The following is a 22,474-nucleotide window of genomic DNA, read 5'->3' on the forward strand; positions in this document are numbered from 1 at the left end:
CCAAGACAATTCGCCCCGCGCCGCGCACACCGGTCAGTAATCAATGGCAATGCCGCAGACGATCGTGCAACATTTGCGCACCGCGCAAGCCCCGGGGCCGACAACCTGGCCAACAGAGGGCAAGGCGCCGCCGTATCTTTGAAACTTCAACTTCCAATGGGTCCTAAAACGACATGGCAAACCCGGACGCCCTGAGTCAGCAGCGAGCTTCTAGTCGCCTGCTGCAACCGACCGTCAAATCGCATCTGGCCTACACGCTGTTGTGTGCCCTGGTCATGATGGTCATGTTCACCCTGCTGCGCGTCGCGCTGCTGGTCTACAACCGCGAGATGATCCTCGACACACCGGCCTCGACCTTTTTCGAAGCGTTCACCAACGGTCTGCGTTTCGACCTGCGACTGGTGGTCTACCTCAGCGTTCCGCTGGTGCTGGCACTGTTCAGCGCCCGGGCCATGGCCGCCCGCGGGTTCTTCCGTCTCTGGCTGACCGTCGTCTCGAGCATTGCATTGTTCCTCGGCCTGGTGGAGATGGACTTCTACCGCGAGTTCCACCAGCGCCTCAACGGCCTGGTCTTCCAGTACATCAAGGAAGACCCGAAGACCGTGTCCAGCATGCTCTGGTACGGTTTCCCGGTGGTCCGCTACCTGCTGGCCTGGGTCGTGGGCACGGTGATCCTGACCCTGGCGTTCAAAGGCGCCGACCGCGCCACCCGTCCTCGCGGTCCATTCAGCGGCGGCAGTGTCAGCACCCGCCAGATCGCCCCATGGTACTCGCGCATCGCGGTGTTCGTGGTCTGCCTGCTGGTCTGCGTAATCGCTGCCCGTGGCACCCTGCGCCAGGGTCCGCCGATGCGTTGGGGTGACGTCTACACCACCGACTCCAACTTCGCCAACCAGCTGGGCCTCAACGGTACATTGTCGCTGGTCGCCGCGGCCAAGAGCCGGATGTCCGAGGACCGCGACAACGTCTGGAAAGCCACGCTGCCGCAGCCGCAAGCCCAGCAAATCGTGCGTGACCTGCTGGTGATGCCGGATGACAAGCTGGTGGATGGCGAGACTGCCGCCGTGCGTCGCGATTACACGCCTCCGGCCGACAAGACCCTGCCGATCAAGAACGTCGTCGTGATCCTGATGGAAAGCATGGCAGGTCACTCGGTGGGCGCATTGGGTGCCCCAGGCAATATCACGCCATACCTCGACAAGCTGTCGAAGGAAGGCCTGCTGTTCGACCGTTTCTTCTCCAACGGCACCCATACCCACCAGGGTATGTTCGCCACCATGGCCTGCTTCCCGAACCTGCCGGGTTTCGAATACCTGATGCAAACGCCCGAGGGCAGTCACAAGCTGTCCGGCTTGCCGCAATTGCTCAGCGCCCGTGACTACGACGACGTGTACGTCTACAACGGTGACTTCGCCTGGGATAACCAGTCGGGTTTCTTCAGCAACCAGGGCATGACCAACTTCATTGGTCGTAACGACTTCGTCAATCCGGTGTTCTCCGATCCGACCTGGGGCGTGTCCGACCAGGACATGTTCGACCGTGGTCTGGTCGAGCTCAAGGCGCGGGAAAACGGCAAGCCGTTCTATGCACTGCTGCAAACCCTGTCCAACCACACGCCATACGCCTTGCCGACGCCCTTGCCGGTCGAGCGCGTCACCGATCGCGGTAGTCTGAACGAGCATTTGACCGCCATGCGCTACTCGGACTGGGCGCTCGGCCAGTTCTTTGAAAAGGCCCGCAAGGAGCCGTATTTCAAGGAGACGCTGTTTGTCGTCGTGGGTGACCACGGGTTTGGCAACGAGCGTCAGATCACCGAAATGGACCTGGGCCGCTTCAACGTGCCGATGCTGTTCATCGCCCCGGGCATCCAGGAAAAGTTCGGCCAGCGTGACCATACCGTGGGCACCCAGATCGACATCGTGCCGACCATCATGGGCCGGATCGGTGGCGAAGTGCGCCACCAGTGCTGGGGACGCGACCTGCTCAACCTTCCAGAGGGCGATACCGGTTTTGGTGTGATCAAGCCGTCGGGCAGCGAGCAGACCACGGCCATTATCACGGCCGACCAGGTTCTGGTGCTGCCCAAGGATAAGGACATGGCGCCGAAAATGTACCGCTATGAATTCGGTGCTACGCCGGGTGCCGAGGTGGTTGCGGATGCGCCGCGAACGGCGGAGCTGAAACTCAAGCTCGAAGCGTTCCTGCAAACGGCAACCAAGAGCCTGATCGACAACACCGCCGGTGTGGTCGACGGCAAGCCGGACGTAATAGTCGAAGCGAAATAAAAAAAAGAGGCCCTTGAAAGGGCCTCTTTTTTTGCCTGTTAAACCTTTATATCTTGCCCAGCAACAGCAGGATCAACAGCACCACCAACACCACGCCGATGATACCCGACGGCCCATAACCCCAACTTCTGGAGTGCGGGAAGACCGGTAAACCACCTACCAGCAGGAGGATCAGGATAATGATCAGAATTGTGCCCATGTTTATTTCCTTGTTGGAAGTGTTCTGGAACTACCTGGCGTTTAACGCTCAGCCGTGATGCTATAAACCAGGCTGCTTAATAAATCCGACTGTTGCACATGAAGGAAAATTCCAAGTTTTTTTAATGTTTTTCGGAGATAGGCTTATTTCTTTTTTACTCCATTATTTGGTTGCGGGCACTTCCCCGGTTTGCCTGAGCCATTCAGCAATCTGATGGAGTGTGGGTCGGGCAATGTCCTTCGCTACACTCGACACATCTTCCCCGGAACAACAAGGCTGTTCGCTATGCAAAACCGCATGATGATCACTGGCGCAGGTTCAGGCTTAGGTCGCGAAATCGCGTTGCGCTGGGCGCGTGAAGGCTGGCAACTGGCTTTGTCGGATGTCAGCGAGCCCGGTCTGCACGAAACCCTGAAACAGGTTCGCGAAGCCGGCGGCGACGGTTTCATCCAGCGTTGCGATGTACGCGATTACAGCCAGTTGACCGCCTTCGCCCAAGCCTGCGAAGAGAAACTGGGCGGCATCGATGTCATCGTCAACAACGCCGGCGTTGCTTCGGGCGGGTTCTTCAGTGAGCTGTCCCTGGAGGACTGGGACTGGCAGATCGCAATCAACCTGATGGGGGTGGTCAAGGGCTGCAAGGCCTTCCTGCCGCTGCTGGAAAAAAGCAAAGGCAAGATCATCAACATCGCATCGATGGCCGCGCTGATGCAAGGCCCGGCCATGAGCAACTACAACGTCGCCAAGGCGGGCGTGGTGGCCTTGTCCGAAAGCCTGCTGATCGAACTGGCGCAGCAGGAAGTCGGCGTGCATGTGGTGTGCCCTTCATTCTTCCAGACTAACCTGCTTGATTCCTTCCGCGGCCCGACGCCGGCCATGAAGGCCCAGGTCGGTAAATTGCTGGAAAGCTCGCCGATCAGCGCTGCCGACATTGCCGACTACATTTATCAACAGGTCGGCGCCGGCGAATTCATGATTCTGCCCCATGAACAGGGCCGCATGGCCTGGGCGCTCAAGCAGAAGAACCCGCAACTGCTCTACGACGAAATGATGGTCATGGCCGACAAGATGCGCGCCAAGGCCAAACAAACCGCAGGCTGAACTTGCCCCCGGGCATCACCGTCGCTAGGGTGGCCGCAACCGGCCATCCTCGCGAGACGTTTGCATGCTCAACTACCTGTGGTTTTTCCTCGCCGCGCTGTTTGAAATCGCCGGCTGCTTCGCCTTCTGGGTGTGGCTGCGCCAAGGCAAGAGTGCCTGGTGGATAGTGCCGGCGTTGCTCAGCCTGACGCTGTTTGCGTTGCTGCTGACCCGTATCGAAGCGACCTATGCCGGTCGCGCCTATGCCGCTTACGGTGGCATCTACATCATTGCGTCGATTGGCTGGCTGGCGGTGGTCGAGCGGATTCGTCCGTTGGGCTCCGACTGGGTCGGCGTGGCGCTGTGCGTGATCGGGGCGAGTGTCATCCTGTTCGGGCCGCGCTTTTACCCATCCTGACAGATAAGTCCTACAACGCCGGTGATTTGTCAGACCCTTCCTTCACCGGCTTGCTTGATGAGCTGTAGGGGAGGACTGATTTGCCGTCCTTGCATTGAACACCCGCCGTGGGCCGGGCATCTTCAGGGTCAAACAATCCTGAAGGACGAATGCCATGCTTATACTCAGTCGCGTTGTCGGCGAATTGATCTCTATCGGTGACGACATTTCTGTGCGCATTGTCGCGGTCAACGGCGGCACGGTGCGCTTCGGCGTCGAAGCGCCCGAGAGCGTCAACGTGCACCGGTCCGAGGTCTACGAACGCATCCAGCTCAAACTGCCGAAGAAGAAAAAACAGGCGCGCTGAAGGTCTCAGTCGAACAAGTGCTTGGGCACGTCGTGCTTGAGCATCAACTGGCATTGCTCGCTTTCCGGGTCGAAGACAATCAGCGCCTGACCCTTGGTCAAGGCCTGGCGAACACGCAGTACGCGGGTTTCGAGCGGCGTGTCATCACCGTTGTCGGTGCCGTCACGGGTGACGAAATCCTCGATCAGACGGGTCAGGGTGTCGACTTCAAGTTGGTCGTGGGGGATCAGCATGGGCACCTCGGCTAAACAATGGCGGGATGCTACGGCGAATGATTGATTTCGGCTAGCCTGCGGCTTATCTGTCGCCTGATCTACAGCTTTCGCGAGCAAGCCCGCTCCCACAGTTGACGGTGTACCCCTATGGGAGCGAGCTTGCTCGCGAAGGCGATGGTGCAAGCGCTATACATCTCAAAAGAGACTCAGCTCTCCGACCGCTGCCCCACCAGGCTATCCACCGACGGCACCCGGGTATCGCTTTCCATCTGCGTGTCATGTTCGATCTGATGACTGAACCTGTCCAGCGATCCCTTCGCCGGCTGGGCATCGCTGGCGAATACCGGCGGGCTGAGGATGTAGGCACCCAGCAAACGACTCAGCGCGGCGAGGCTGTCGATGTGGGTGCGTTCGTAGCCGTGGGTGGCGTCGCAACCGAAGGCGAGCAGGGCGGTGCGGATGTCGTGGCCGGCAGTTACCGCCGAATGCGCATCGCTGAAGTAATACCGGAACAGGTCGCGGCGCACCGGCAATTCATTGTCACTGGCCAGTCGCAGCAGGTGGCGCGACAGGTGATAGTCGTAAGGCCCGCCGGAGTCCTGCATCGCCACGCTCACCGCGTGTTCGCTGGAATGCTGGCCCGGCGCGACGGGAGCGATGTCGATGCCGACGAATTCGCTGACATCCCAGGGTAACGCTGCCGCCGCGCCACTGCCGGTTTCCTCAGTGATGGTGAACAGCGGATGACAGTCGATCATCAACTCTTCGCCGCTATCGACGATGGCTTTCATTGCCGCCAGCAAGGCGGCAACACCGGCCTTGTCGTCCAGGTGACGGGCGCTGATGTGGCCGCTTTCAGTGAACTCCGGCAAGGGGTCGAAGGCGACGAAATCGCCGACACTGATCCCCAGGGAGTCGCAATCGGCACGGGTGGCGCAATAGGCGTCCAGACGCAACTCGATATGATCCCAGCTGATCGGCATTTCATCCACGGCGGTATTGAAGGCATGCCCGGAAGCCATCAGCGGCAACACGCTGCCGCGGATCACCCCGTTATCGGTAAACAGGCTGACCCGGCTGCCCTCGGCAAACCGGCTGGACCAGCAGCCGACCGGGGCCAGGGTCAGGCGGCCGTTGTCCTTGATCGCGCGCACCGCCGCGCCGATGGTGTCCAGGTGCGCGGACACGGCCCGGTCCGGGCTGTTCTTCTTGCCTTTGAGCGTGGCACGGATGGTCCCGCGCCGGGTCATTTCAAAGGGAATGCCCAGTTCTTCAAGCCGTTCGGCGACGTAGCGCACGATGGTGTCGGTGAACCCGGTCGGGCTGGGAATGGCGAGCATTTCCAGCAGGACTTTTTGCAGGTAGTTGAGATCCGGTTCGGGAATTTTGCTGGTCATGGAAACTCCTGATGAGTAACGAACATCGATGGTTTCGATGAGGGGAAAGAATCCTGGTTGCCTGAACCGACGCCTTCGCGAGCAAGCCCGCTCCCACAGGGGAATGCGGTCAAAAGTGTGGGAGCGGGCTTGCTCGCGAAGGCGCCAGTCCGGGCACTACATCTCTAAGAGCCCGCCGGCTGACTATGGGGAAACAACAAATCCACAAACCGCTCCGCCGTCGGCTGCGGTTCATGGTTGGCCAGGCCGGCGCGCTCGTTGGCTTCGATAAACACATACTCCGGCTGATCGGCCGCGGGCACCATCAGGTCGAGCCCGACCATCGGAATATCCAGCGCCCGCGCCGCACGCACCGCCGCATCGATCAAGGTCGGATGCAGGATCGCCGTGACATCCTCGAGAATGCCGCCGGTATGCAGATTCGCCGTGCGCCGCACGAACAGATGCTCGCCAGCCGGCAGCACGCTCTCGTAGTCGTAACCTGCGGCCTGCAGGGTACGCTCGGTCTCATGATCCAGCGGGATTTTGCTTTCACCGCTGGTGGCGGCCTGACGCCGTCGACTCTGCGCTTCGATCAGCGCTCCGATGGCATGCTGACCGTCACCCACTACTTCGGCCGGTCGGCGGATCGCGGCGGCGACCACTTCGAAACCGATCACTACGATCCGCAGGTCGAGGCCTTCGTGGAAGCTTTCCAGCAGCACGCGGCTGTCGAACTGGCGGGCGGCCTCGATGGCTTGCTGGACCTCTTCGATGGTCCGCAAATCCACCGCGACCCCTTGACCCTGCTCGCCGTCCAGGGGTTTGACCACCACCCGTTCGTACTCATCGAGAAACGCCAGATTGTCGTCCGCGTTACCCGCCAGCTGTTGCGCCGGCAGGTTCAGGCCGGCCTTTTTCAGCGCCTTGTGGGTCAGGCTCTTGTCCTGGCACAGCGTCATGCTGATGGCACTGGTCAGGTCGCTCAAGGATTCGCGGCACCGTACCCGCCGACTGCCATGGATCAAGGTGAACAGACCGGCCTCGGCATCATCGACCTGCACGTCGATGCCGCGCCTGTGCGCTTCCTCGACGATGATCCGCGCATACGGATTGAACTCGGCTTCCGGTCCCGGACCGAGGAACAGCGGCTGATTGATGCTGTTCTTGCGCTTGATGGCGAAGGTCGACAGGTTGCGAAAACCCAGCTTGGCGTAAAGACTTTTCGCCTGGCGGTTGTCGTGCAGCACCGACAGGTCCAGGTAGCTCAAGCCGCGGCTCATGAAGTGTTCGATCAAGTGCCGCACCAGCACTTCACCAACACCCGGTCGCGAACATTGCGGATCGACGGCCAGGCACCAGAGGCTGCTGCCGTTTTCCGGGTCGTTGAACGCCTTGTGATGATCCAGACCCATGACGCTGCCGATGATCGCGCCGCTGTCCTCATCTTCGGCCAGCCAGAATACCGGGCCGCCTTGATGACGCGGGGTAAGCAGACTTGGGTCGATTGGCAGCATGCCGCGCAGTTGATACAGCTGATTGATCGCCGACCAGTCCGCATCGCTCTGGGCCCGGCGAATGCGAAACCCGCGAAACACCCGGGTGGACTGCCGATAATCGCTGAACCACAGACGCAAGGTGTCGGACGGGTCGAGAAACAGTTGTGCCGGCTCCAGCCCCAACACTTGCTGAGGCGCGGCAACGTAGAGGGCGATGTCGCGTTCGCCAGGCTGCTCGTTGAGCAACTCCCGGGCGAGGCTCGCCGGGTCGGCAAAGGTGTGGCCGATCAATAACCGGCCCCAGCCGCAATGCACGGCGATCGGCGCCGCGCCCAATTCGCTGCCGTCTTCGGCCAGGCGCGCCTGCAAGCGTTCGTAGGAGGGCGCCTGACCGCGCAACAAGCGTTGGCTATAAGCCGTGGCATGGGGTTTCATCGATCAGATTCCTTGTTCACTGAGCCACAGGTTCAGGGCCGCCAATTGCCACAGCTTGGAGCCGCGCAACGGGGTCAACTGGCCTTGCGGGTCGGTCAGCAGGCGATCGAGCATTTCTGGCTTGAACAGACCGCGATCCTGGCTGGGATCGAGCAGCAGTTCCCGCACCCAGTTCAGCGTGTCGCCCTGTAAGTGCTTCAGGCCCGGGACCGGAAAATAACCCTTCTTGCGGTCGATCACTTCACTCGGAATCACCAGCCGCGCCGCTTCTTTCAAGACTTGCTTGCCGCCATCCGGCAGTTTGAATTTGCCCGGCACCCGGGCCGACAATTCCACCAGGCGGTAGTCGAGGAACGGCGTGCGCGCTTCCAGGCCCCAGGCCATGGTCATGTTGTCCACGCGTTTGACCGGGTCGTCCACCAGCATCACCGTGCTGTCCAGGCGCAAGGCCTTGTCCACCGCGGCATCCGCGCCGGGCTGGGCGAAATGTTCTTTGACGAAGTCACCCGCTGCGTCATTGGCGGTCAGCCATTTCGGCTGCACGGTGGCGGCGTAATCGTCGTAGCTGCGGTCAAAAAATGCATCGCGATAGGCGGCATAAGGATCGGCGGCGCCGTCGACTTGCGGATACCAGTGGTATCCGGCAAACAACTCGTCCGCGCCCTGGCCGCTCTGCACCACCTTGCAGTGCTTGGCCACTTCCCCGGACAGCAGATAAAAGGCGATGCAGTCGTGGCTGACCATCGGCTCGCTCATGGCGCGGAACGCCGCAGGCAGTTGCTCGATGATCTCTTTTTCGTCGATGCGCAGTTGGTGGTGCTGCGTGTTGTAGTGCTTGGCGATCAGGTCCGAATACTGGAACTCGTCGCCGCGCTCGCCGCCGGCATCCTGGAAACCGATGGAAAAGGTCGACAGGTTTTCCACGCCGACTTCCCGCAACAGCCCGACCAGCATGCTCGAATCGACACCGCCGGACAGCAGCACGCCCACATCGACCGCCGCCCGTTGCCGAATCGCCACCGCATCGCGGGTGCTCTCGAGCACACGGTCGCGCCAGTCTTCGAGGGTCAGGTCCATCTCGTCGGCGTGGGGGCCGTAGGGCAGGGTCCACCAGGTTTTCTGCTCGGTGGTACCGTCCGCATCGATGCGCATCCAGGTCGCCGGTGGCAGTTTTTCGATGCCCGCCAGCAAGGTGCGCGGCGCCGGGACCACGGCGTGGAAGTTCAGATAATGGTTGAGCGCCACCGGATCGAGGATCGGGTTGATGTCGCCGCCCTTGAGCAACGCCGGCAGGGACGAGGCAAAGCGCAGGCGCTGGCCGGTGCGCGACAGGTACAGCGGCTTCACGCCCAGACGGTCGCGGGCGATGAACAGGCGTTTGGCGTCGCGTTCCCAGATGGCGAAGGCGAACATGCCATTGAGCTTGGGCAGCAGCGCTTCGCCCCAGGCGTGATAGCCCTTGAGCAGCACTTCGGTGTCACCGCCGGAATAGAAGGCGTAGCCCAGGCTTTCCAGTTCGGTACGCAGTTCCGGGAAATTGTAGATAGCGCCATTGAAGGCCAGGGACAAGCCCAGTTGGTTGTCGACCATCGGCTGCGCCGAGCCGTCCGACAGGTCCATGATTTTCAGGCGACGATGGCCCAGGGCAATCGGCCCTTGGGCCTGGAAGCCCCATGCGTCAGGGCCGCGAGGGGCCAGGTGATGGGTGATTCGTTCAACGGCTGCAAGGTCCGCAGGTTGATGATCAAAGCGTAACTCGCCAGCTAATCCGCACATAAAGTCCTTACCGGTTTTTCCGTTGGGGAGGGTCAAGCGATACCGCACCAAAAACGGTGGGTACTCAGAAACTGACCCGGGTGAATCCCCGTAGTTTTAGACCGATAAGTTATAAGACAAGATTTCAGACTTTTCCGCGGATCAATTGGCGCAGGGCAAAGCGGTTGGGATGACAGGCCTCTGCGACTGAACGGGGCAGGGGCAACGGTTCGTTTTCGATCCATGCCGCGAGCAATTCGCCCGACAGTGGCGCGGTGATCAAGCCGCGGGAACCGTGGCCGCTGTTGAGGTAAAAACCCTCGAGCCAGGGGCAGGGAACGTCCGGTACTTGCCGGGCGTCCTTGCTCAGTACGGCGTAGGCGTCGACGAACGCTGCTGGCTCGGCCAACGGGCCGACGATCGGCAGATAGTCCGGGCTGGTGCAACGGAACGCGGCGCGACCTTCTAGCTGCTGCGGGTCCAGTTCCCGAGCCTGCAGTCGAGTGGCCAGGTCGGGGGAGATCTCCTCGAGCAACGCCAGGTTGCCCAGGTGCTCGGCGAGCGTCGGGGTCAGGTCATCGCTCTTGAAGTCGAAGCTGGCACCGAGTGTGTGTTCACCCAGTCGAGCCGGCGCGACATAGCCGTCGGCGCAGACCACGGTGGTCAGGCTCTGGCTTTGCGCTGTTTGCGCCAGTCGGGTGATCTGGCCACGAATGCGTTTGAGGGGCAGCTCGGCACTTTGTGGAAAACGCTTGATCTCGGCGGCACCGGCCAGGATCACCACGGGGGCGCTGGCCAGCAACTCATCGCCGCCCCAGGCTTGCCACTGATCATCAACCTTGCGCAGTTCCAGTACATCGCGATGGGGCAGCCACTGGATGTTCGCCGAGGACGCCTGCCAATGGCACAGCGCTGGCGGATGAACCCAGCCACCTTCCGGGAAGAATAATCCGCCGTGCTCCAGGGCGATGCCGGCCCGTGCCTGGGCCAGCGGTTGATCGAGCAGATGCACCAGGTCAGGCGCAAAGGCGGTGGCCAATTGCGCCTGACGCTCGGCTTCCTTGGCGTTGAACGCCAGTTGCAGGACGCCACAATCGTCCCAGTCGACGCCCCGCTGTAAATGTTCAAGCAAGCGTCGGGTGTAGCCAAAGCCGCTGACGATCAATTGCGACAACGCCGTGCCATGGGCCGAAAGCTTGAGATACAGCACACCCTGAGGATTGCCCGACGCTTCCTGCGCCAGCGCATCGTGGCGTTCCAGCAGGCTGACTTGCCAACCCCGTGCAGCCAGGCTGGCGGCCGTCGCGCAACCAGCCAGGCCGGCGCCGATCACCAGCGCCCGACGCTCGCCAGTCAACGGTGCCGGGCGGGCGAACCAGGGTTTGGCCACCGCGGGTGCCTGGGTTTGTTCAGGCCAGCCGAGGAAGGTGCCGCGCAGGATCTCCCATTTGTGGCCGATGCCCGGGGTGCGCTTCATCTTGAAACCCGCGGCATTGAGCAACCGACGCACCCAACCGGTGCTGGTAAAGGTGCTGAGGGTCGAGCCAGGCGCGGCCAGGCGTGCCAGCTCCGCAAACAGTTCGGCGGTCCACATGTCGGGGTTTTTCGCCGGGGCGAAGCCGTCGAGAAACCAGGCGTCGACCTGTGCGTCCAGCTGCGGCAATTGCTCCAGGGCATCACCGATCAGCAAGGTCAGGACGACCCGGCCATTGTCCAGGATCAGCCGCTGGAGGCCTTGATGGATCGCCCTATACTGCGCCAGCAGTTGCTCGGCAAACGGTTTGAGCTCGGGCCACAAAGCCAGCGCCCGCTGCAGGTCCGGCAGGCTCAGCGGATACTTTTCGACACTCACGAAATGCAGCCGCGCACCCGCCACCGCGTGCTGTTCGAACAACTGCCAGGCGCAGAGAAAATTCAATCCGGTGCCGAAACCGGTCTCACCGATCACCAGCCTCCCGCCCACAGGCAACGCGGCAAAGCGTTCACGCAGATTGTTTTGCTCGAGGAAGACGTAACGGGTTTCATCAAGGCCCGACTTATCCGAAAAATAGACATCGTCGAACACCCGCGAACGCGGGAGGCCTTGGTCGTCCCAGTCGAGCTGGGCGTGGGGCAATAGAGGTTTCATGGCAGGCTCGGCAACGGCAAGGCGGCCATTCTAGCCTGTAGGAGCGAGCTTGCTCGCGATGGTCGCCAACGATAACGCGTATCTGCCGGATAACACGCGGTGTTCTGGAGTCCATCGTCGGAACGCCGCCCGGAGCAAGCTCGCTCCTACAAAGTCATTACGAAACCATAGGGAATTTTCTCTGCGGACTCATGGCCCAATCCGCTAGTCTTGCTCAATCCGGGAAGGGAGCCGTCCATGTTCGAATCTGCTGAAATCGGTCACGTCATCGACAAAGACACCTACGACGCTGAAGTGCCAGCCCTGCGCCAGGCGTTGCTTGAGGCGCAGTTCGAACTTCAGCAGCAGAAACGCTTCCCGGTGATCGTCCTGATCAACGGCATCGAAGGCGCGGGCAAGGGCGAGACGGTCAAGTTGCTCAACGAATGGATGGACCCGCGCCTGATCGAGGTGCGCACCTTCGATCAACAGACCGACGAAGAGCTGGCGCGGCCTCCGGCCTGGCGTTATTGGCGGATGCTTCCGGCCCAGGGTCGCATGGGGATTTTCTTCGGCAACTGGTACAGCCAGATGCTGCAAGACCGGGTCCATGGCGTGTTCAAGGATCCGCGGCTCGATCAAGCCATCAACGCCGCCGAGCGTCTGGAGAAGATGCTGTGCGACGAAGGGGCGCTGATCTTCAAGTTCTGGTTCCACCTCTCCAGGAAACAAATGCGCGCGCGGCTCAAGGCCCTGGCTGACGATCCCTTGCACAGTTGGCGCATCAGCCCGCTGGACTGGCAGCAGTCGCAGACCTACGACAAATTCGTCAAATACGGCGAACGCATCCTGCGTCGCACCAGCCGCGACTACGCGCCATGGCATGTGATCGCCGGGATGGACCCGCGCTATCGCAGCCTGGCGGTGGGCATGATTCTGCTCGAGGGCCTGCAAGGCGCCCTGAAGCGCCCAACGATTCACCCGGATAAAGTCAGCGCCGCGCCATTGGTCAGCAGTGTCGACCAGATGAACCTGCTCGACAGCCTGGACTTGAGCCTGAATCTGGACAAGGACGATTACGAAGAACAGCTGATCACCGAGCAGGCGCGGTTCTCCGGACTGATGCGTGATAAACGCATGCGCCGACACGCCCTGATCGCCGTGTTCGAAGGCAATGACGCGGCGGGCAAGGGCGGGGCCATTCGCCGGGTCGCCGCGGCGCTGGACCCACGCCAGTACAGCATCGTGCCGATCGCCGCGCCCACTGAAGAAGAGCGGGCGCATCCCTATATGTGGCGGTTCTGGCGCCATATTCCGGCGCGCGGCAAGTTCACCGTGTTCGACCGCTCCTGGTATGGCCGGGTGCTGGTGGAGCGCATCGAAGGTTTTTGCAGCGCGGCGGACTGGTTGCGTGCCTATGGTGAAATCAACGACTTCGAAGAGCAGATCGCCGATGCCGGGGTGATCGTGGTCAAGTTCTGGCTGTCCATCGACAAACAGACGCAAATGGAGCGATTCGAGGCGCGTGAACAGACGCCTTTCAAGCGTTTCAAGATCACCGAAGATGACTGGCGCAACCGGGACAAGTGGGACGACTATCGGGCTGCGGTCGGCGACATGGTCGATCGCACCAGCACCGAAATCTCGCCCTGGACCCTGGTGGAGGCCAATGACAAGCGCTGGGCCCGGGTCAAGGTGTTGCGCACGATCAATGAGGCGCTGGAAGAAGCGTTCAGGAAATCCGACAAGAAGGCGAAAAAGGACAAGGGGTGAGTCAATGGTTGCGCATACGCAAGGTGAATGATTGTCGCGGTTGGTCATTTGATGGACTTATGCTCGGTCCACTCCAACCGACAACAACAATGAGGTATGCCATGCGTGAAGTGGTGATCGTCGACAGCGTGCGGACCGGCCTGGCCAAGTCCTTTCGCGGCAAGTTCAACATGACCCGTCCGGACGATATGGCGGCACATTGTGTCGACGCCTTGTTGGCGCGCACGGGAATCGACCCGGCCAGTGTCGAGGACTGCATCGTCGGTGCCGGCTCCAACGAAGGCGCCCAGGGCTACAACATCGGGCGCAATGTCGCCGTGCTCTCGCGGTTGGGCGTCGGCTGTGCCGGCATGACCCTCAACCGGTTCTGCTCCTCTGGCTTGCAGGCGATCGCCATTGCTGCCAACCAGATCGCCTCGGGTTGCAGCGACATCATCGTCGCCGGCGGTGTCGAATCCATCAGCCTGACCATGAACAGCGTCAACACCGACAACCTGATCAACCCGTTGCTCAAGGAGCAAACGCCGGGCATCTACTTCCCCATGGGCCAGACTGCCGAAATCGTCGCACGTCGTTACCAGGTCAGCCGCGAACAACAGGACCTGTACGCCCTGCAAAGCCAGCAACGCACCGCCCAGGCCCAGGCCGCGGGATTGTTCGACGATGAAATCGTACCCATGGCGGTCAAGTATCGAGTTGAAGACAAGGCCACCGGGCAAGTGCAGATCCTCGACGGCATCGTCGATCAGGACGACTGCAACCGCCCGGACACCACGCTGGAAAGCCTGGCCGGATTGAAACCGGTGTTTGCCGAAGACGGCTCGGTGACTGCCGGCAATTCTTCGCAACTGTCCGATGGCGCCTCCATGACCCTGGTGATGAGCCTGGAAAAAGCCCTGGAACTGGGACTGAAGCCGAAAGCCTTTTTCCGCGGCTTTGCCGTGGCCGGGTGTGAGCCGGATGAAATGGGCATCGGCCCGGTGTTCTCGGTACCCAGGTTGCTTAAGGCGAAGGGCTTGCAGATAGCCGACATCGATCTGTGGGAGCTCAACGAAGCCTTCGCGTCCCAGTGCCTGTACAGCCGCAATCGGCTGGAGATCGATAACGACAAGTACAACGTCAATGGTGGCTCGATCTCTATTGGCCACCCGTTCGGCATGACCGGTTCGCGGCAGGTGGGACATCTGGTGCGTGAGTTGCAGCGGCGCGGGTTGCGTTACGGGATTGTCACTATGTGCGTGGGCGGGGGGATGGGGGCTACGGGGTTGTTTGAGGCGGTGCGCTAGATTCGAAAGATATATTGCCTGATCAACCGCATTCGTCGGAACGCCGCCCGGAGCAAGCCCGCTCCCACATTTTGACCGAGTTCTCACAGAGGATTGCGCTCAAAATGGAGGATTGCGCTCAAAATGTGGGAGCGGGCTTGCTCCGGGCGGCGTTCCGACGAATGCAGGCGCCGCGGTTTACAGGTTCATCCGCAACAGCAGCATCCGCTCTATATAAGCCTGAATCTGCACCTCAGCCGTCTCCATGTCTTCAAACGGCCCCTCCAGGGTGTTTTCCCGGGTGCTGAAATACAACTCCCCGTTCACACGGCACATCCGGTCACTGCGAAAGTGGGTGGCGGGGGCATTGTCCTGGGCGCGCATGCCGTACATGGCGGTCTCCTTTGGCGGTGTTGCCGTTGATGGATCCAATGAGCTTATGCATGAACCTCCGGCTATGCCTCGCCAACCGATCGACGGCCTGTCGGCCCATTGAATGTTGCGACCTGCACAGTTTCATTCGCGGCCAGTCGCCAACTGTCCCTGTGTGCCGAGCGGCTCTGCGCCTAGAATGACGGTTTTCGCCAATCGGCTTCGGGGTTTTTCATGCACGTTTCATCGGGTCGCTGGATTTATGGTCTGTTCCTGGCCTTGTTGACCGCGTTGCTGTGGGGAATCCTGCCGATCAAGCTCAAGCAAGTGCTGCTGGTGATGGATCCGGTGACGGTGACCTGGTTTCGTCTGATGGTGTCCGGCGGGTGCCTGTTCATATTCCTGGCGGCGACCCGGCGCCTGCCCAGTCGCAAAGTCCTCGGCCCGCGCGGTGGCTGGCTGGTATTGATGGCGGTGCTCGGGCTGGTGGGCAACTACGTGCTGTACCTGATGGGGTTGAACCTGCTCAGCCCCGGCACCGCGCAGCTGGTGGTGCAGACGGGGCCGATCATGCTGCTGATTGCCAGCCTGTTTGTGTTCAAGGAGCGGTTCAGCGTGGGGCAGGGGATTGGCCTGCTGGTGCTGCTGATCGGCTTCGGTCTGTTTTTCAACCAGCGGCTGGTCGAGTTGTTCACGTCCCTGACCGACTACACGACCGGCGTCCTGTTGGTGCTGTTGGCCTCCACCGTCTGGACCTTCTATGCCCTGGGGCAGAAGCAATTGCTGACGGTGTGGAATTCGTTTCAGGTGATGATGGTGATCTACCTGTTTTGCGGGTTGTTGCTGACGCCTTGGGTGCACCCACTGGAGGCACTGCAACTCAGCCCGTTGCAAGGCTGGCTGCTGCTGGCCTGCTGCATGAACACCCTGATTGCCTACGGCGCGTTTGCCGAGGCTTTGGCGCATTGGGAAGCTTCGCGAGTGAGTGCCACCCTGGCGATCACACCCTTGGTGACCTTTGCGGCGGTGGCGGTAGCGGCGTGGTGGTGGCCGGAATATGTGCATGCCGAGACGATCAATGGTCTGGGGTATGGCGGGGCGGTGCTGGTGGTGCTGGGGTCGGCGCTGGTGGCGTTGGGGCCTTCGTTGATGGCCGGGATCCGGGCGCGGCGGGTGCGGATGGCGGTGGGTCGTTAGACCGAGTCATCGTTCATCGCGGGCAAGCCTCGCTCCTACAGGAGTTGCATCGTTCACCGAAATAGTGGTCGACACAATACCTGTAGGAGCGAGACTTGCCCGCGAAGGCGGACGGTCAGGCGCTACGGAACTCAGCCCTTGGCCCCAGCCTCCAGCATATTCTCCGGCCTCACCCACGCATCGAACTCTTCATCGGTCAGGTACCCCAACTGCAACGCCGCTTCCCGCAACGTCAGCCCTTCGCCATAAGCCTTCTTGGCAATCTCCGCCGACTTGTCATACCCGATATGCGGATTCAGCGCCGTCACCAGCATCAGCCCGCGTTCCAGATGTTCCGCCATTTTCGCTGCATCCGGCTCCAGGCCGGCGATGCAATGCTGTTGGAAGTTGCTGCAGCCATCCCCCAGCAGCCTGATCGATTGCAGCAGGTTGTGAATGATCACCGGTTTGAACACGTTCAGTTGCAGGTGACCCTGACTCGCCGCAAAACCGATGGCGACGTCGTTGCCCAAGACCTGGCAAGCCAGCATCGACAGCGCTTCGCACTGGGTCGGATTGACCTTGCCGGGCATGATCGAACTGCCCGGCTCGTTGGCGGGCAGTTTCACCTCGGCAAAACCGGCCCGCGGTCCGGAACCCAGCAAGCGCAGGTCGTTGGCAATTTTCATCAGGGAGACGGCGAGGGTTTTCAGCGCGCCGGACAGGGTGGTCAGTGGTTCATGGCCGGCCAGTGCGGCGAACTTGTTCGGTGCGGTGACGAACGGCAGACCGGAAAGGGCGGCCAGTTCGGCGGCGATCGCTTCGCCGAAACCGTGGGGCGAGTTCAGGCCGGTACCGACTGCGGTGCCGCCCTGGGCCAGTTCGCAGACGGCAGGCAGCGCGCTGCGGATCGCCCGTTCCGCGTAATCCAGTTGCGCGATGAACGCCGACAGTTCCTGGCCGAAGGTGATGGGGGTCGCGTCCATCATGTGGGTGCGGCCAGTCTTGACCAGCTTCATGTGCCGGGCGGATAACTCGGCCAGCCCACCGGACAGTTCGCTGATCGCCGGCAGCAAATGCTGCTGCACCGCCTGCGCCGCGGCGATGTGCATCGCAGTGGGGAAGCAGTCGTTGGAGCTCTGGGAGCGATTGACGTGATCGTTGGGGTGCACCGGAGCCTTGCCGCCGCGCGGGTTGCCGGCCAGTTCATTGGCACGGCCGGCAATCACTTCGTTGACGTTCATGTTGCTCTGGGTGCCGCTGCCGGTCTGCCAGACCACCAGCGGGAACTGGTCGTCGTGGCTGCCGTCGAGCACTTCGTCGGCGGCCTGTTCGATCAGCCGGGCGATGTCGGCGGGGAGGTCACCGTTGCGGTCATTGACCCGCGCCGCGGCTTTCTTGATCAGCGCCAGCGCATGCAGCACCGCCAGCGGCATGCGTTCGTCGCCGATGGCGAAATTGATCAGCGAGCGTTGCGTCTGAGCGCCCCAGTAAGCTTCATCCGGGACTTCAACCTGGCCAAGGCTGTCGGTTTCGATACGGCTCATCATGCACACTCCTGTTGGTCTGATAGCGAGTTTAGGCCCTGTTCGCCGGCCGTGGTTCCATCAGTCTGGAATTTGACCGTTCACCCCCTCTAAATCAGGCCCGACAAGGCTTGGGGTTGAGCCACACGGTTTTTTAGGCGCAGAATGGTCGCCCTTGGGGTTTTACCTCGCCTGCTAGAAAAGGAAACTCGATGACTCGTCTTCGTGCCATCTGTACCGCGGTTGCACTGGTTTGCGCCAGCGGCCCTGTTTTTGCCGATACCGCCAGCCACAACGCCAGTGCCGAGGCTTTCCTGACCCTGGCGCACGCTGACAAATTGGGCACTCCGGTGTACATGCAAGTGCAGCAAATGTTCGCTCAGCGCTTTGAACAGACCAAAGCCCCCGAGTCGAAAAAAGCCCTGCTGGAAACCTACCAGGCCAAAGCCAACGCCGCTCTGGACCAAGCCATTGGCTGGAACAAGCTGAAGCCGGACATGGTCAAGCTCTACACCACCAACTTCAGTGAATCCGAGCTCAAGGACCTGGTCGCGTTCTACAAGTCGCCACTGGGCAAGAAAGTCCTGGAAAAAATGCCGCAGCTGACCCAGCAATCGGCCCAGATGACCCAGGCCAAGCTGGAAAGCGCAGTGCCTGTAGTCAACAAACTGCTGGCTGACATGACGGCCGAGCTGGAGCCAAAAGGCGCCGCTCCAGCCAAGAAAAAGCCGTAAGCGGAGTCCGGTATGACCATGCAACAACGCATCGAATCGACGCTGGGCCTGTTACAGCCCGAGCACCTGCAAGTGCTGGATGAAAGCCACATGCACAGCCGTGGGTTGCAGACCCACTTCAAGGCTGTGGTGGTGAGTGCGCAGTTCGAAGGGCTTAACCGCGTCAAGCGTCACCAGAAGGTCTACGGCACGCTCGGCGAGCTGATGGGCGAGTTCCATGCGTTGGCGCTGCATACCTACACGCCAGAGGAATGGGCACAGATCGACGCGGCCCCGGCCTCGCCGACCTGTGCTGGCGGCAGCAAATCCTGATACACCCTCCCTGCAGGAGCCAGGCTTGCCGGCGAAGAACGATTATGCGGTACAGCAGTTGCACCGCAGCGCCTGGTTCGCCGGCAAGCCTGGCTCCTACAGCGATGGCGTTATTTTTGCTAGAATCCGCAACGCGCCGCTCACCCGGCGCGTTTTTTTTCGTATCCGGTTCACCCCTTACGAGGGTAGCCACCTGGAGAATCACCCATGACACAACAGATTGTCGTGGCGGCACTGTATAAGTTCGTCACCCTGGAAGATTACGTCGCTTTGCGCGAGCCACTGCTGCAAGCGATGGTCGACAACGGCATCAAAGGCACCCTGCTGATCGCCGAGGAAGGCATCAACGGTACCGTGTCCGGCAGCCGCGAAGGCATTGACGGGCTGATGGCCTGGCTTAAGAACGACCCGCGCATGGACGACATCGACCACAAAGAGTCGTACTGCGACGACCAGCCGTTCTATCGCACCAAAGTCAAACTCAAGAAAGAAATCGTCACCCTCGGCGTCGAAGGCGTGGACCCGAACAAAAAGGTCGGCACCTACGTCGACCCGCAAAACTGGAACGCGCTGATCAGCGATCCGGAAGTGCTGTTGATCGACACCCGCAACGACTACGAAGTCTCGATCGGCACCTTCGAAGGCGCCATCGACCCCAAGACCGCCAGTTTTCGCGAATTCCCCGACTACATCAAAGCCCATTTCGACCCGGCCGTGCACAAGAAAGTCGCGATGTTCTGCACCGGCGGCATTCGTTGTGAAAAGGCGTCGAGCTATATGCTCAGCCAGGGTTTCGACGAGGTTTATCACCTCAAGGGCGGCATTCTGAAGTACCTGGAAGAGGTACCGCAGGAAGAAACCAAATGGCAGGGCGACTGCTTCGTGTTCGATAACCGCGTGACCGTACGCCATGACCTCAGCGAAGGCGACTACGATCAATGTCATGCCTGTCGCACACCGATCAGCGCCTCCGACCGCGCATCCGAGCACTACGTGGCCGGCATCAGTTGCCCGCACTGCTGGGATAAGCTGAGCGAGAAGACCCGTCGCAGTGCCATCGACCGGCAAAAGCAGATCGAACTGGCCAAGGCGCGCAACCTGCCTCACCCGATCGGCTACAACTACAAGCAAACCCCTTCCGAGGCCTGAACCATGTCTGCGCAACGCCTGCTCTATGTGATGGACCCGATGTGTTCCTGGTGCTGGGGCTTCGCCCCGGTGGCCAATGCGCTGGTCGAGCAGGCGCGCGCAGCGGGGGTAGAGGTGCATCTGGTGGTCGGCGGTTTGCGCACCGGCAGTGGCTCCGCGCTGGAGCCAACCACCCGGCGCTACATCCTTGAGCATTGGCAAGCGGTCACCGAAGCCACGGGTCAACCGTTCAAGCTGGAAGGCGCGTTGCCCGACGGGTTTGTCTACGACACCGAACCTGCCTGTCGGGCGCTGGTGACCGCGCGCAGCCTGGCGCCGGATTGCGCGTGGACACTGCTCGGGCTGATTCAGCACGCGTTTTACGCCGAAGGGCGCGACGTCACGCACGCCAGTGTGCTGGTGGAGTTGGCGGAGCAGGCCGGTCTGCCGCGTATCGAATTCGCCGCCGCGTTCGACCGTGCGGATCAGCATGCCGCGACGGCGGCCGATTTCACCTGGGTCCAGGACCTGGGCATCGCCGGTTTCCCGACCTTGCTGGCTGAGCGTGATGGTCAGTTGGCGCTGTTGACCAATGGCTATCAACCGCTGAGTGTGCTGTCCCCGTTGCTCGGCCGCTGGCTGGAGCGCGCGGCCTGTGCATGACCTGCCCGATGACGCGCCAGTCCCCAAGCGCGTCGATCGACTGAGCTGGGCGGAAATCCGGCGGCTGGCCCTTCAGCATAAAAAGTCCCTGTGGATCGCCAACGGCGTGGCCGTACTGGCGACCCTGTGCAGCGTGCCGATCCCCTTGCTGTTGCCGCTGCTGGTGGACGAAGTGTTGCTGGGCCACGGCGACACCGCGCTGAAAATCATGAACCACGCGCTGCCCGACGTCTGGCAGAAAGCCGCGGGCTACATAGGCTTGATGCTTTTCGTGACCTTGGGCCTGCGTTGCGCTGCGCTGCTGTTCAACGTGGTGCAGGCGAAGTTGTTCGCCGCGCTGGCCAAGGACATCGTGTACCGCATTCGTGTACGCCTGATCGAACGACTCAAGCGCATCTCGTTGGGCGAATATGAAAGTCTGGGCAGCGGCACGGTGACCACGCACCTGGTCACCGATCTGGACACGCTGGACAAGTTCGTCGGCGAAACCCTCAGCCGTTTCCTCGTGGCCATGTTGACCCTGGTTGGCACCGCGGGCATTTTGATGTGGATGCACTGGAAACTGGCGCTGTTGATTCTGCTGTTCAACCCGCTGGTGATCTACGCCACGGTGCAGTTGGGCAAGCGGGTCAAGCACCTGAAGAAACTCGAGAACGACAGCACCTCGCGCTTCACCCAGGCACTCACCGAAACCCTCGATTCGATCCAGGAAGTGCGCGCCGGCAACCGTCAGGGTTTTTTCCTCGGGCGCCTTGGCCAACGGGCTCGCGAAGTGCGCGACTACGCGGTGAGTTCGCAGTGGAAAACCGATGCGTCGAACCGTGCCAGCGGCCTGTTGTTCCAGTTTGGCATCGATATTTTCCGTGCCGCCGCCATGCTCACCGTGCTGTTTTCCGACCTGTCGATCGGGCAGATGCTGGCGGTGTTCAGCTACCTGTGGTTCATGATCGGCCCGGTGGAACAGCTGTTGAATCTGCAATACGCTTTTTACGCCGCCGGTGGCGCACTGTCGCGGATCAACGAGTTGCTGGCCCGGGCCGACGAGCCTGAATACCCGGGTGGCGTCGACCCGTTCAACGGCCGCGAAACCGTCGGCATCGAAGTCCAGGGATTGAGTTTCGGCTACGGCGACGAACTGGTGTTGAACCAGATGAACCTGTCGATCGCCCCCGGCGAAAAGGTCGCGATTGTCGGCGCCAGCGGTGGCGGTAAAAGCACCTTGGTGCAGCTGTTGCTGGGCCTGTACACGCCGCTCGCCGGGACCATCCGCTTCGGTGGTTCGACCCAGCAGGAGATCGGCCTGGAAACCGTGCGGGAAAACGTCGCCGTAGTCCTGCAGCACCCGGCGCTGTTCAACGACACCGTGCGCGCCAACCTGACCATGGGCCGCGAACGCAGCGACGAGGCGTGCTGGCAGGCGCTGGAAATTGCACAGCTGCACGCCACGATTCGTGAATTGCCCAATGGCCTGGACAGTATCGTCGGCCGTTCCGGCGTGCGCCTGTCCGGTGGCCAGCGTCAACGCCTGGCGATTGCGCGGATGGTGCTGGCCGAGCCCAAAGTGGTGATTCTCGACGAGGCCACCTCCGCCCTGGACGCGGCCACCGAATACAACCTGCACCAGGCATTGGCGCGCTTCCTGAGCAATCGCACCACCTTGATCATTGCGCACCGGTTGTCGGCCGTGAAGCAGGCCGACCGGGTGCTGGTGTTCGATGGAGGGCAAATCGCCGAGGATGGCGACCATCAGCAATTGATTGCCGACGGTGGGTTGTACGCCAAGTTATATGGGCATTTGCAGCAGATGTAG

At 61.3% G+C, this 22,474-nt stretch carries 21 protein-coding genes; 13 read left to right on the forward strand and 8 right to left on the reverse strand.

Going from position 1 to position 22,474, the window contains the following annotated elements; translation table 11 throughout:
- Nucleotides 1-173 precede the first annotated feature (173 nt).
- A complete protein-coding gene (locus PMA3_RS06830) occupies nt 174-2,285 on the forward strand; it encodes an LTA synthase family protein (RefSeq protein WP_064676448.1) in 2,112 nt (703 codons plus the stop codon).
- A gap of 46 nt (nt 2,286-2,331) precedes the next feature.
- Here PMA3_RS06830 and PMA3_RS06835 read toward each other — a convergent pair whose 3' ends face one another.
- Nucleotides 2,332-2,490 carry a DUF3309 family protein gene (locus tag PMA3_RS06835; protein ID WP_178084746.1) on the reverse strand — a complete coding sequence of 53 codons (159 nt, stop codon included), beginning with the start codon at nt 2,488-2,490 and terminating at the stop codon, nt 2,332-2,334.
- A 279-nt stretch (nt 2,491-2,769) separates the two neighbouring features.
- On the opposite strand from PMA3_RS06835, the gene PMA3_RS06840 reads away from it, so the two are divergent.
- The 3 genes from PMA3_RS06840 (at nt 2,770) to csrA (ending at nt 4,328) form a co-directional block, all read left to right on the forward strand.
- Nucleotides 2,770-3,585, forward strand: coding sequence for an SDR family oxidoreductase (locus PMA3_RS06840; RefSeq protein ID WP_064676449.1), 816 nt, complete (start codon nt 2,770-2,772; stop codon nt 3,583-3,585).
- 64 nt (nt 3,586-3,649) lie between these two features.
- Nucleotides 3,650-3,982, forward strand: coding sequence for a YnfA family protein (locus tag PMA3_RS06845; protein WP_064676450.1), 333 nt, complete (start codon nt 3,650-3,652; stop codon nt 3,980-3,982).
- Between the two features lie 154 nt (nt 3,983-4,136).
- Nucleotides 4,137-4,328, forward strand: a complete 192-nt coding sequence (gene csrA, locus PMA3_RS06850; RefSeq protein WP_064676451.1) for a carbon storage regulator CsrA — start codon at nt 4,137-4,139, stop codon at nt 4,326-4,328.
- A gap of 5 nt (nt 4,329-4,333) precedes the next feature.
- On the opposite strand, the gene PMA3_RS06855 is transcribed toward csrA, so the two are convergent.
- The 5 genes from PMA3_RS06855 to mnmC all read right to left on the reverse strand — a co-directional run bounded on the left by PMA3_RS06855 (nt 4,334) and on the right by mnmC (nt 11,736).
- Nucleotides 4,334-4,561, reverse strand: coding sequence for a YheU family protein (locus PMA3_RS06855; RefSeq protein WP_003199186.1), 228 nt, complete (start codon nt 4,559-4,561; stop codon nt 4,334-4,336).
- A 188-nt stretch (nt 4,562-4,749) separates the two neighbouring features.
- The gene (locus PMA3_RS06860; RefSeq protein WP_064676452.1) at nt 4,750-5,940 is read right to left on the reverse strand and encodes an osmoprotectant NAGGN system M42 family peptidase; all 1,191 of its coding nucleotides are present in this window, start codon (nt 5,938-5,940) and stop codon (nt 4,750-4,752) included.
- A 164-nt stretch (nt 5,941-6,104) separates the two neighbouring features.
- Complete coding sequence (gene ngg, locus PMA3_RS06865; protein ID WP_064676453.1) at nt 6,105-7,853, reverse strand: N-acetylglutaminylglutamine synthetase; 1,749 nt, start codon at nt 7,851-7,853, stop codon at nt 6,105-6,107.
- A 3-nt stretch (nt 7,854-7,856) separates the two neighbouring features.
- Nucleotides 7,857-9,629, reverse strand: coding sequence for an N-acetylglutaminylglutamine amidotransferase (locus PMA3_RS06870; RefSeq protein ID WP_064676454.1), 1,773 nt, complete (start codon nt 9,627-9,629; stop codon nt 7,857-7,859).
- A 124-nt stretch (nt 9,630-9,753) separates the two neighbouring features.
- The gene (mnmC, locus tag PMA3_RS06875) at nt 9,754-11,736 is read right to left on the reverse strand and encodes a bifunctional tRNA (5-methylaminomethyl-2-thiouridine)(34)-methyltransferase MnmC2/FAD-dependent 5-carboxymethylaminomethyl-2-thiouridine(34) oxidoreductase MnmC1 (RefSeq protein WP_064676455.1); all 1,983 of its coding nucleotides are present in this window, start codon (nt 11,734-11,736) and stop codon (nt 9,754-9,756) included.
- Nucleotides 11,737-11,973: 237 nt separating this feature from the next.
- On the opposite strand from mnmC, the gene pap reads away from it, so the two are divergent.
- Together pap and PMA3_RS06885 are read left to right on the forward strand one after the other, a co-directional pair.
- Nucleotides 11,974-13,488 carry a polyphosphate:AMP phosphotransferase gene (pap, locus tag PMA3_RS06880; RefSeq protein WP_064676456.1) on the forward strand — a complete coding sequence of 505 codons (1,515 nt, stop codon included), beginning with the start codon at nt 11,974-11,976 and terminating at the stop codon, nt 13,486-13,488.
- Nucleotides 13,489-13,589: 101 nt separating this feature from the next.
- Nucleotides 13,590-14,774 carry a thiolase family protein gene (locus PMA3_RS06885; RefSeq protein WP_064676457.1) on the forward strand — a complete coding sequence of 395 codons (1,185 nt, stop codon included), beginning with the start codon at nt 13,590-13,592 and terminating at the stop codon, nt 14,772-14,774.
- 177 nt (nt 14,775-14,951) lie between these two features.
- Here the strand turns inward: PMA3_RS06885 and PMA3_RS06890 are convergent, their stop codons facing one another.
- The gene (locus PMA3_RS06890) at nt 14,952-15,146 is read right to left on the reverse strand and encodes a DUF6316 family protein (RefSeq protein WP_064676458.1); all 195 of its coding nucleotides are present in this window, start codon (nt 15,144-15,146) and stop codon (nt 14,952-14,954) included.
- A 213-nt stretch (nt 15,147-15,359) separates the two neighbouring features.
- On the opposite strand from PMA3_RS06890, the gene PMA3_RS06895 reads away from it, so the two are divergent.
- Complete coding sequence (locus PMA3_RS06895) at nt 15,360-16,322, forward strand: DMT family transporter (RefSeq protein ID WP_064676459.1); 963 nt, start codon at nt 15,360-15,362, stop codon at nt 16,320-16,322.
- A 131-nt stretch (nt 16,323-16,453) separates the two neighbouring features.
- Here PMA3_RS06895 and PMA3_RS06900 read toward each other — a convergent pair whose 3' ends face one another.
- Nucleotides 16,454-17,848 (reverse strand): class II fumarate hydratase, encoded by a 1,395-nt coding sequence (locus tag PMA3_RS06900; RefSeq protein ID WP_064676460.1) that lies wholly within the window; start codon nt 17,846-17,848, stop codon nt 16,454-16,456.
- Between the two features lie 191 nt (nt 17,849-18,039).
- Here PMA3_RS06900 and PMA3_RS06905 point away from each other — a divergent pair, with 191 nt between their 5' ends.
- The 6 genes from PMA3_RS06905 to PMA3_RS06930 are packed head-to-tail and all read left to right on the forward strand — an operon-like array spanning nt 18,040 to nt 22,474.
- Entirely contained in the window at nt 18,040-18,561 is a 522-nt protein-coding gene (locus tag PMA3_RS06905; protein ID WP_064676461.1) for a DUF2059 domain-containing protein, read from the forward strand.
- Between the two features lie 12 nt (nt 18,562-18,573).
- A complete protein-coding gene (locus PMA3_RS06910; protein ID WP_008060866.1) occupies nt 18,574-18,873 on the forward strand; it encodes a BolA family protein in 300 nt (99 codons plus the stop codon).
- A gap of 25 nt (nt 18,874-18,898) precedes the next feature.
- Nucleotides 18,899-19,084: a hypothetical protein gene (locus tag PMA3_RS32620; RefSeq protein WP_064676462.1), complete on the forward strand. Its 186-nt coding sequence runs from the start codon at nt 18,899-18,901 to the stop codon at nt 19,082-19,084.
- Nucleotides 19,081-20,022 carry an oxygen-dependent tRNA uridine(34) hydroxylase TrhO gene (trhO, locus tag PMA3_RS06920; RefSeq protein ID WP_064676463.1) on the forward strand — a complete coding sequence of 314 codons (942 nt, stop codon included), beginning with the start codon at nt 19,081-19,083 and terminating at the stop codon, nt 20,020-20,022. The genes PMA3_RS32620 and trhO overlap by 4 nt, the downstream gene beginning before the upstream one ends.
- A gap of 39 nt (nt 20,023-20,061) precedes the next feature.
- Nucleotides 20,062-20,664 carry a DsbA family protein gene (locus PMA3_RS06925; RefSeq protein WP_191654161.1) on the forward strand — a complete coding sequence of 201 codons (603 nt, stop codon included), beginning with the start codon at nt 20,062-20,064 and terminating at the stop codon, nt 20,662-20,664.
- On the forward strand, nt 20,657-22,474 hold the full coding sequence (locus PMA3_RS06930) for an ABC transporter ATP-binding protein (RefSeq protein WP_064676465.1): 1,818 nt from the start codon (nt 20,657-20,659) through the stop codon (nt 22,472-22,474). The genes PMA3_RS06925 and PMA3_RS06930 overlap by 8 nt, the downstream gene beginning before the upstream one ends.

It is taken from the genome of Pseudomonas silesiensis (assembly GCF_001661075.1).
GTDB lineage: Bacteria > Pseudomonadota > Gammaproteobacteria > Pseudomonadales > Pseudomonadaceae > Aquipseudomonas > Aquipseudomonas silesiensis.